Genomic DNA, 9064 nt, shown 5'->3' on the forward strand with positions numbered 1-9064 from the left:
ATCGGTACCGAACCACCGCTCGTACGAGGGGCGTTCGCAGTCCTGTGGACTGTCGGTGGCGGGTGCCATCATCGGGGAATGACCCAGGGATCGCCGCAGGGATCGACCCAGGAACCGGGGCCCGACCGCTCCGGTCGGACGACCGCCGACACCGTCTTGGACCTGTTCGAGCAGCAGGTCCGGGACACCCCGCGAGACCATGCCCTCATCGCCGGCGCGGACAGCCTCACCTACGGCCAACTCGACGCCCGCGCCAACCGGTTGGCGTACCACCTCATAGCCGACGGACTGCCGCCCGGCGCCGTCGTGGCGGTCGGGACCGCCCGCCGGACCGAGATCGTCATCGCCCTCCTGGCCGCCCTCAAGGCCGGCGGGGCCTATGCCGTCATCGACGTCGAGTCCCCGTTCGCCGGGCAGCGGCAGCTCGCGGCACTCAACCCGTACGTCCTGCTCACCGACGCCGCCCACCACGCGCGACTCGACGACGGCAGCGCACTGCACGTGATCCGCCTCGGCGCGGAAGCGGCCGAGACGTCCGCCCGGTCCACCGAGGCGCCGACGCGGCCGGAGCCCGGTGCGACCGCCGCCGTCCTGTTCACGGGAGCGTCCTTCCCGCGCGCCGTCCCCGTCGGGCACGCCCGGCTGCTCGCCGCGCACCAGGCCTGGACGAAGGTCGTCCGGCCGGTCGCCGGGGACCGCCACCTCATCACCCAGAGCCCGGCCCTCACGCCGTTCGCCGCCGGCTGGACCGGAGTCCTGTGCTCGGGAGGCGCCCTCGTCGTGCCCGAACGCACGCCCTGGACGCCCGAGGGGGTCCGCCGGGCGATCGAGGCCGAGCAGGTCGGCGTCGTGCACACCGACCCGGCGGGGGCGGCCCGGCTGCTCGTCCGGGACACCGGGGCCGCCGGAACCGGCGCGGCCCCCCAGGGCGGCGCGCGCGGCCGCCGCGACGTCGACCCGGCCCTGCGGTGGCTGCGTCTGGTCACCGTCACCGGCGACCGGCTCTTCCTCGACGAGCAGGACGCCCTGCAGTCGAGCCTGCGGGCCGGAGCCCGTGTGCTCAACGTCTACGGGCCCACCGAGGCGGCGGGCATCGGCACCTGGTTCGAACTGTCCCAGCTGGCCCGCCCGTTGGACCACCCGGAGCGGCTCTCCCTGATCGGCACCCCCTTCCCCGGCTGCGCCGCCGACGCCCGGGACGGACAGCTCCGCCTCACCCCGCCCGGCGGCGGCGACGCCCTCCCCACCGGCGACCTCGCGCGGCTGCGCCCGGACGGGCTCTGGGAGTTCCGGGGCCGCAGGCGCGACCGGATCACCTTGGCTGACGGCGCGTTGGACCCCCACGAGCTCGAAGGCGTCATCCGCGGCCACCCGGACATCGGGGCCGCCCTGGTGGCCGAGATCCCGCTGGACGAGAGCGGCGCGACCCGGCTGGTCGCCCACGTGGCGCCGCCCGCCGGCACGCGGTCCTGGCCCCATGCCGCCGACCTGCCGGACGGCGGGCAGCTGCGCGAACACCTCGCGGGCGAGGTGGACCCCGCCCGGCTGCCGCAGGCCGTGATCCGGCTGCGCGCCCTGCCGCGCAACCGCGGCGGCCAGGAGAACCGGGAGGCCCTGCCCCAGCCCGTGCTCACGGCCAAGCAGGGCCGGGGCGCGGGCGGCTCCGGCAAGTACACCCCCGCCGGGAGCGGCGCCCCCACACCGTTCGGGGTCGTCGGCTGCGCCATTCCGTTCCTGATCGGCACCGGCCTGATCTTCTTCATCCTGTCGAAGATCTTCTGGCCCGGCTCGACCGACCTGAGCGGTGTGCCGAGCCCCTGGGATTTCCTCTTCTTCGTGCTCTACCTGTTCGAAGGAGCCTCGTTCGCCGCCGGGCTCGTCTTCCTCTTCGCGGGCCACGCGCTGATGCGCCGCCACGGTCCGGGCCGAGGGCCGGGCAAGAGCCCCGGCCTGACCAGGGCCGCGCACCTCGCGGTGGTCTACCTGCTGATCGCCTGGTGGCCGCAGGACAACTTCTACCGGCTTGCGGCCAAGCACGACTGGCCGCTCCAGGCCGCCCTCGTCTACGCCTTCAACATCCCGCTGATGCTCGCCGCCGTCCTGCTCGCCTTCTACGTCACCCGCACACCGCCCTCGCCGTTCGACTTCGAGGAGGCGGGCGAGAGCGACGGCGCCTCCGTCCGCTGACCTCGGGCGAACGCCGCCCCCACGGCGAGCGCCTCCGCCCGCACCAGTGCCCCGGCCGCGTCCAGCGCCTCCCCGCTGTGCGCGGCCACCAGCACGCCCAGCCAGGGTGCGGGGTCGAACGCGGCCGTCGGGATCGCGGTCAGGAACACCGCCCCGAGCTCCGCGCAGCCCCGCTCCAGCACCTCGCACAGGTCGTCGAGCGCCGCCCCGGGCAGTCTGGCCCCCAGCTCCACCCGGTCCGCGATCCGTACGAAATGCCCCGCGCCCCGCAGCGCGTCGAGCCGGGCCGCCACCATGAAGGCGATCGACGGCCCGGTGAGGCGCAGGTTCGTCTCGGTCGGAGCCAGTCGCCCCGACCCGTCGGCGACGAAGTCCACGTCGAACCAGCCCCGGTAGCCGGCGGCCGAGAGCTCCCGGCCCACCGCCTCCCCGAAGGCGAGCAGGGGCCCCAGCGCCCACGCGGGCACCACCCCGGGGCCCACCGTCGCCCCGCGGTACCCGGCGCCCGCCACGTCCATCACCGCGCCGCCCACCTCGTGCACCCGGCCCGCCCCGTCCACGAACCCGTCGTACGTGAGGTCGCGCGGCTCCCGCGGATCGGCCGGCCCGGCCACGTACTCCTCCACCAGCAGGGGTCCGCGCGGCAGGGAGCGCAGCAGCGCGCGGGCGCCGCCGGCGGCCCGGACCCGCTCGGGGCCCACCACGGTGGTGCCCGAACCGCCCACACCGTGCTCCGACTTGAGGACCGTGACCCGGCCCGCCGCCGCCCGGGCCGCCAGCAGCCGGGCCGCCGCCCGCCGGGTGGGCGCCGGCCACTGCCCGGGGAGCAGGATCCGGGGATGCCCGCCGCCCGCCAGGATCCGCCCGAACAGGCCGTGCGCCGCCGACTTGGACTCGTACCGCAGCTCGCGGGGGCGCCACGGCCGACCGGACAGCCGCGCGAAGTCCGCCGTCAGCCCCCACGGTACGAGGGGCAGCCCGGCCCCGCCCAGCCGCCCGGCCAGCGCCGGCCTGGCCCGTACGGCATCCGAGAGCCCGGCATCCGGGGGCAGGCCGGAACCCCCCTGCGCCAGGCCGTCGTACACCTCCACCCCCTCCCACTCCAAGAGGCGTGCGAGCCGCCGGATCCATCCCGGCGGCACCGCCCCGGGCAGCACCAGGGCTCCCGGCGAGGGGCTGTAGAAGGCGGCCAGACAGGCGTAGTGCCGCGCGGCCCGCTGCCCGGAATCAAGGGAGGCGTCGCCGAACTGGGCGTTGTACTCGGCGACATTGCCCACGTGCACGGCTGGTCCGCCGCCCGTCCAGGCCTGCGCCCAGGCGGCGAGCGGCGCGGGCGCCACCTCGAACCGGACCAGACCGGCGGGCGGTTCCTCCTCCGCACCGGCCGCACCGGCCGCGCCGGGCCGCGGTGAGCCGAGCGCGCCCATCGCCCGGTAGAACCCCGCGGCGTGCGGATCGGCGTCGATCAGCAGCCTGCGGACGCCCAGCCCCGCCGCCCTGCGCAGCGCGTGACGGTACAGCCGCCGGCCCACGCCCCGTCCGATGGCCCCAGGCTCCACGAACAGCAGTCCCAGCCGGGCCACCGGCGGGCCGCCCTCCAGGGAGGCGAGCCCCAGCACCCGCCCCCCTTCGGCGTCTTCGGCCACGACGATCCGGCGCTCGGCCATCTCCCCGGCCCGGATCCGCAGTTCCGGCGCGCACGAGGCGAGGAACTCGGCGTCGTACCCCCAGTACGCCTTGGAACGGAGCACGAGGGCGCCGAGTTCCTCCGCCTCACGGGGCCGCGCCGCTCTGATCTTTACCATCCGCTGACCTCCCCATGGCCTGCCGGGAGGCCGTGAGATAGATTCGGCCACCCTGAGCCCCCCTGACGGGAGGTGTCCCGTCACGTACGGCAGGTGCTTCCTACCCCCGCGGAGAACGGCTTCCCAATGAGCGACATCATCAACGGACTTGGCCGCACCAGCGCCTACGGCGCCCTCGGCCTGGTGCTGCTGATCCTCGGCATCGTGCTGGTGGACGTGCTGACGCCCGGGAAGCTGCCGAAGCAGATCTGGGAGGAGCGCAACCGGAACGCGTCCGTCATGCTGAGCTCCGCGCTCCTCGGCGTCGGCGGGATCGTCTTCACCTCGATCTGGACCACGTACGACGACTTCGGCAAGGGGCTGCTGTCCACCGCCGCGTTCGGGCTGCTCGGCCTGGTTCTGATGGGCCTCGCCTTCCTGGTGCTGGACTGGGTGACCCCCGGCAAGCTCGGCGCGATCGTCGTCGACCCGCAGCCGCACCCGGCGGTCTGGGTGACCGCCTCCTGCAACCTGGCGGTGGCCGCCATCGTCGCCGCCTCGATCGCCTGACCGGGACGACCGGCCCGCCGTACGGACACGACGAGAGCGCCGCTCCCCGCAGGGAGCGGCGCTCTCGCCGAACCGGCGCGTGCACGGCCTATGCCAGGCCCAGCGCGAACACCGCGAAGCCGGCCGCCAGCACTCCCGCCAGCGTGCGCCGCACCGCCGTCGCCCGGGTCCACGGCTCCTCGAACCGGCGGGCGTACCGCGCGATGCCCACCAGCAGCACCGCGAACACCGGCATCCACGCCAGCCGGGCCGCGATCCAGCCCAGCGTCTGCGGCGCCGTCGTCAGCCCGGTCAGCCCGCCCGCGAGCGAAGCGGGCACGGCGGCCGCCAGCATGGCCGTCTGGTGCCAGCACAGGATCGTCATCGCGCACAGGTTGATCACGACCACCGGAGCCCACAGCGCCGGCCTGGCCAGCAGCCTCGCCAGCCGGTCGCGCAGCAGCACCGCCGCACCCGACTGCGCCGCGGCCAGGGCCAGCACCAGCAACGACGGCGGGTGCGAGTTGGTGCGCGCCTCGCCCGGTACGCCGACCATCGACGCCGGGTAGTGGAACACCGCGAGCAGCGCCGCGAACAGCAGGCTCCCGCCCGCCAGCAGCAGCCAGGCCCCGCGCTTGCCGATCCGCCCCTCGCTCCAGGCCACGCCCAGCTGGTACGCGAACAGCCAGCCCGGCAGGATGTTCACCACCGCCAGCCACGAGGGCACGGACCCGGCGAGCGGCCCGTACCGCAGGAAGTCCACGACCGCGACCGAGGCGAGCAGCGGAGCCGCCGCCCAGCCGCCGAGCCGGCGTGCCGCGCGTACGCAGTACGGGGTCAGCGCGGTCACCACCGCGTACACCCCCACGAACCACAGCGGCTGGATCACCAGCGTGGCCCCGGTCCGCAGCGTGGCCTCGGGCACGCCCGCCGCGTACAGCACGGGTGCGGCCAGCGCCCATACCGCCGTGACCCCGAGCACCGGCCGCCCCAGCCGGGCGATCCGGCCCTTGAGCCACTCCCCGGTGGAGCCCTTGCGGCGGTGGTAGGAGAGCGCCGAGGCGTAGCCGCCGACGAGGAAGAAGATCCCGAGCATCTGGAGCACCCAGCCGGCCGGGGCCAGTTCGCCGAACGCGGCGAGCGGACTGGCGTTGTGCAGACCGCCCTCGGCGTCGCGGGTGAAGCCGCCGAGCAGCCAGTGGCCGGTGGGCACGGCCAGCAGGGCGAGGGCGCGCAGCCCGTCGACGGCCCGGTCGCGGTGGGCGGGGGTCCGCCGCTCGATCCGGTCGGCGGCCCTCCTGAACGCGGCCAGCGGGCCGGGCGCGGCCGACGGGCCGGGCATGGCCGGCGCGCTCATCGCACCTCTCCCTTCGCGATGGCGGCGAAGGCCGCCAGGGACTGCGTGCCGGGTACGAGGTAGCCGTTGTGGCCGTGCACGTCGCCGGCGGGCACCGTGCGGGCGCCGAAGGCGGCGGAGGCCGGATCGGCGCCGTGGCCGATCCCGGCGAACTCCACGTTCGGTACGTCGCCGATCCAGTCCGAGGGCCCCCGGGCGGCCCAGACGCGGGCGCGGGTGTGGAGGTCGGCGGCGGTGTCGGCCCGCATGCCGGGGGAGCCGAACACGACGATGTCGCCGGCGTCCGTACGCCCGGCCGCCAGGCCCGCGACCACCGAGCCGTAGCTGTGGCAGAACAGCACCGGGTCGGGTGCGCCGATCGCGTCGAGCCCCTCCGTGAACCGGGCCAGCCGCTCCGCGCCCGCCTCGGCGAGCCGCCCGGAGGCCGCGTCCAGACCGACCCCGACCGGGGTGGTGTAGCCGGTCCAGGCCACCACGGCCGTGTCCGCGCCGGCCGCGGCGCGCAGCGAGCGGGCCATCCCGGCCGGTCCGGTGTTCGGCGCGCGCTTCGCGTCGTACGTGGTGGCGTCGCTGTCGGAACCCGGCACGATCACCGAAACGTGCGCGGCCCGCCCCAGATCCCCGAACACCTCGACGACCTGGCCGCGCCCGCGCGGATCGAAGGCGAGGAGCTGCCGGCCGGGCGAGGCGAGCGAGGCGTAGCGCGCCTCGCCGGTCGCGAGGACGGCCAGCCGGTTGGCCTCGTACCGGAGGGTGACGGGTGCGCCGTCGAGGTTGCCGACCACCAGCGGGTGTTCGCGTACGAGCTCCCGGCGCTCCGCGTCGTCCAGAGCGGCGAAGAACCGGGCGACGTCCTGCGGCGAGGCGTCCGCCGGGTCGGGCAGCGGCCTGCCGGACGCGGTGTCGGCCCGCCAGGCGGCGGTGCCGGGCGGCGGTCCGGTGACCGCCCGCTGGCTGTCGCCGGAGGCCCATCCCGCGCTCCCCCCGACCACGGCCACGGCCAGTGCGGCCGTGGTCAGGGTCCTTCCGAAGCGGCGCATGCCCCTTCTCCTCTCCTCGTGACGGGGGAGAAGGTAAGGAGAAGGTGTCGGAGCGCACGTCGGACCGGGGAGCCAAGTCCGGTGTCATACCCCGGTAGGGGGTGGAGGAGATGCCCCCTGCGTCAGGCCGGAGCGGGCATCAGTGCGGGTCGCCGGGGCGCACCAGCCCCGCCTCGTACGCGAAGATCACCGCTTGGGCCCGGTCCCGCAGGTCCAGCTTGGCCAGCACCCGCCCGATGTGCGTCTTCACGGTCTGCTCCGCCAGCACCAGGTGCCCCGCGATCTCCTGGTTCGACAGCCCGCGCGCGATGAGCTCCAGCACCTCGGTCTCCCGCGGGGTCAGCCCCTTCAGCCGCAGCGCCGGATCCCTGCGCGGCGCCGGCCGCTGCTGCACGAAGTCCGCGATCAGCCGCCGGGTCACCGAGGGCGCCAGCAGCGCCTCGCCCGACGCGACCACCCGGACCGCCGCGATCAGATCGGCAGGCGGAGCGTCCTTCAGCAGGAACCCCGAGGCACCCGCGCGCAGCGCCTCGTACACGTAGTCGTCGATGTCGAAGGTGGTCAGCATCAGCACCTTCGGCCGGTGGACCACCCCCGGCGGCGGGGCGAGCAGCTCCCGGGCCGCCGCCAGCCCGTCCATCTCCGGCATGCGCACGTCCATCAGCACCACGTCGGGACGCACGGTGCGCGAGACCCGGACGCCCTCACGCCCGTCGGGGGCCTCGCCCACCACGTCGATGTCGGCCTGCGCCGACAGCAGTGCGGCGAACCCCGCCCGCACCATGGCCTGGTCGTCGACGATGATCACACGGATGGTCAACTGGGGTCCTCGCTGGCGTCGTTCAAGGGCAGCCGGGCCGCGACCCGGAAGCCGCCGTCCGGCAGCGGACCGGTGTCCAGGGTCCCGCCCGTCAACCGTACGCGCTCGTGCATGCCGACCAGGCCGTGCCCGGAGCCCGAACCGCCCGGCTCCACCGCCGCGTCCCGCGCCGCCGGGCCGTTGACGACGAGTACGAGCACGCTCCCGGCGTCGTGCGTCACGCGGACGCGGGTCTCGGCGCCCGGCGCGTGCCGCACCACGTTCGCCAGGGCCTCCTGCACGATCCGGTACGCCGACAGGTCCACGGCCGGCGGCGCCGCCCGCTCGGCCCCGGCCGCGAGCGACAACTCCACCGGCTGCCCGGCCCGTACGGTCGCCTCCACCAGCTGCTGGATCCGGCCGATGCCCGGCTGCGGGGCCAGCTCGCCCGCCGCGCCCGGAGCCGGGCCGCCACCGTTCCCGTCGCTGCGCAGCACCGTCAGCAGCCGCCGCATCTCGCTCAGCGACTCGCGCGCACTGGCCGCGATCGCCGCGAACTCCTCCCGCACCGGCTCGCTCATGCCGGGCAGCCGGTACGGTGCGGAGTCCGCCTGCACGGTGATCACCGACATGTGGTGCGCGACCACGTCGTGCAGCTCCCGGGCGATCCGCGCACGTTCCTCCAGCAGCGTCCGCCGGGCCCGCTCCGCCTCGCTGATGCTCTCCTGCTCGGCGACCCGCTGCTGCGCGTCGCCGATCCCGCGCAGCGCGCCGGTCACGGCGAGGACGCCGCCGCTCAGCACGAACAGCAGCGCGCTCGTGGTGGTCACCCCATCGGGCTCGAAGAAGCCGAGCACCACCCCGGCGGCGCCCGTGACCAGCCACACCCCGATCAGGGTCCGGATCGACTCGCGCAGCCCCAGACAGATCATCAGCACCAGGTAGCCCACGATGCACATCGGGGTCCACGGCCAGGCGTGCCCGGCCACCCGGTCGGCGTGGGTCAGCACCACCGCCCCGAGCGTGTCCGCGGTGAGGATCAGCGCCCACGCGGGCAGCGGCCGCGTCACCGCCAGCAGCAGCGGTACGGTCTGGGCCACGCCCAGCGCGCCCGCCCAGCCGCCGCCCGCCTTGTAGTCGTTGGTCAGCACGGCGACGGTCGCCGGCAGCAGCGCCACCACGAAGATGCCGGCGACGACGTACGGCAGCATGCGCTGCCAGGCGCTCGGCGCCCGCGCGAACAGCGGTTCGGCCGCCCGCGCCGGCGTGCGCAGCACCGCCGTGAACCGCATCGGCGCCCGCTCGGCCCGCGCCGGGGCCGGCGTTCGGGGGCGGCGGGGGCGGCGGG

At 75.6% G+C, this 9064-nt stretch carries 7 protein-coding genes; 2 read left to right on the forward strand and 5 right to left on the reverse strand.

The annotated features are described in order from the left end of the window. Nucleotides 1-78: 78 nt before the first annotated feature. The gene (locus tag ACS04_RS16315; RefSeq protein WP_048477337.1) at nucleotides 79-2187 is read left to right on the forward strand and encodes an AMP-binding protein; all 2109 of its coding nucleotides are present in this window, start codon (nucleotides 79-81) and stop codon (nucleotides 2185-2187) included. Here ACS04_RS16315 and ACS04_RS39325 read toward each other — a convergent pair. Beyond that, nucleotides 2112-3992 carry a GNAT family N-acetyltransferase gene (locus ACS04_RS39325; RefSeq protein WP_063839273.1) on the reverse strand — a complete coding sequence of 627 codons (1881 nt, stop codon included), beginning with the start codon at nucleotides 3990-3992 and terminating at the stop codon, nucleotides 2112-2114. The two genes, ACS04_RS16315 and ACS04_RS39325, sit on opposite strands and share 76 nt — an antisense overlap. Before the next feature lie 126 nt (nucleotides 3993-4118). Here ACS04_RS39325 and ACS04_RS16325 point away from each other — a divergent pair, with 126 nt between their 5' ends. Beyond that, on the forward strand, nucleotides 4119-4541 hold the full coding sequence (locus ACS04_RS16325; RefSeq protein WP_048477338.1) for a DUF350 domain-containing protein: 423 nt from the start codon (nucleotides 4119-4121) through the stop codon (nucleotides 4539-4541). Between the two features lie 88 nt (nucleotides 4542-4629). Here the strand turns inward: ACS04_RS16325 and ACS04_RS16330 are convergent, their stop codons facing one another. The 4 genes from ACS04_RS16330 to ACS04_RS16345 all read right to left on the reverse strand — a co-directional run. Next, a complete protein-coding gene (locus ACS04_RS16330) occupies nucleotides 4630-5862 on the reverse strand; it encodes an acyltransferase family protein (protein WP_078864840.1) in 1233 nt (410 codons plus the stop codon). Between the two features lie 11 nt (nucleotides 5863-5873). Then, a complete protein-coding gene (locus tag ACS04_RS16335) occupies nucleotides 5874-6917 on the reverse strand; it encodes an alpha/beta hydrolase (protein WP_048477340.1) in 1044 nt (347 codons plus the stop codon). A gap of 139 nt (nucleotides 6918-7056) precedes the next feature. Continuing rightward, nucleotides 7057-7737 (reverse strand): response regulator, encoded by a 681-nt coding sequence (locus tag ACS04_RS16340; RefSeq protein WP_048477341.1) that lies wholly within the window; start codon nucleotides 7735-7737, stop codon nucleotides 7057-7059. Then, nucleotides 7734-9064, reverse strand: a 1331-nt coding sequence (locus ACS04_RS16345) for a sensor histidine kinase (protein WP_048477353.1), incomplete at its 5' end; no start/stop codon positions are given. The genes ACS04_RS16340 and ACS04_RS16345, both read right to left, overlap by 4 nt.

The organism is Streptomyces roseus, assembly GCF_001044425.1.
Lineage (GTDB): Bacteria > Actinomycetota > Actinomycetes > Streptomycetales > Streptomycetaceae > Streptomyces > Streptomyces roseus.

What these genes read in the sequence shown, in the direction of transcription:
- ACS04_RS16315 (WP_048477337.1), top strand. Translation starts at nt 79, where the DNA reads ATGACCCAGGGATCGCCGCAGGGATCGACCCAGGAACCGGGGCCCGAC.
- ACS04_RS39325 (WP_063839273.1), bottom strand. Translation starts at nt 3,992, where the DNA reads ATGGTAAAGATCAGAGCGGCGCGGCCCCGTGAGGCGGAGGAACTCGGC.
- ACS04_RS16325 (WP_048477338.1), top strand. Translation starts at nt 4,119, where the DNA reads ATGAGCGACATCATCAACGGACTTGGCCGCACCAGCGCCTACGGCGCC.
- ACS04_RS16330 (WP_078864840.1), bottom strand. Translation starts at nt 5,862, where the DNA reads ATGCCCGGCCCGTCGGCCGCGCCCGGCCCGCTGGCCGCGTTCAGGAGG.
- ACS04_RS16335 (WP_048477340.1), bottom strand. Translation starts at nt 6,917, where the DNA reads ATGCGCCGCTTCGGAAGGACCCTGACCACGGCCGCACTGGCCGTGGCC.